The sequence below is a fragment of the Xenorhabdus santafensis genome (genome assembly GCF_033949405.1).
Lineage (GTDB): Bacteria > Pseudomonadota > Gammaproteobacteria > Enterobacterales > Enterobacteriaceae > Xenorhabdus > Xenorhabdus santafensis.
This window is the reverse complement of record NZ_VCDN01000282.1, coordinates 1-568: the sequence shown is the minus strand read 5'-3', so window position 1 is coordinate 568 and position 568 is coordinate 1. Positions and strand designations below refer to the sequence as shown.

At 47.0% G+C, this 568-nt stretch carries 1 rRNA gene; it reads left to right on the top strand.

Annotated features, from left to right (window positions below):
• Nucleotides 1–56 precede the first annotated feature (56 nt).
• Nucleotides 57–568 (top strand): 23S ribosomal RNA (locus tag FE392_RS20230); the annotation flags it as partial.

The window sequence follows — 568 nt, the reverse complement described above, 5'->3', positions numbered from 1 at the left end:
GTATGTTCTTTGAAAACTAGATAACAGTGTAGCTCATATTTTTTTATTTTTAGTTTGGTTAAGTTAGAAAGGGCGCACGGTGGATGCCTTGACACTAGGAGTCGATGAAGGACGGGACTAACGCCGATATGCTTCGGGGAGCTGTAAGTAAGCTTTGATCCGAAGATTTCCGAATGGGGAAACCCACCATACGTAATGGTATGGTATCCTTACCTGAATACATAGGGTATGGAAGACAGACCCAGGGAACTGAAACATCTAAGTACCTGGAGGAAGAGAAAGCAAATGCGATTTCCTGAGTAGCGGCGAGCGAAACGGAACATAGCCCAAACCAAGAGGCTTGCCTCTTGGGGTTGTAGGACATTCTATACGGAGTTACAAAGGAACGAGGTAGACGAAGCGACCTGGAAAGGTCCGTCGTAGAGGGTAACAACCCCGTAGTCGAAACTTCGTTCTCTCTTGAATGTATCCTGAGTACGGCGGAACACGTGAAATTCCGTCGGAATCTGGGAGGACCATCTCCCAAGGCTAAATACTCCCTAGTGATCGATAGTGAACCAGTACCGTG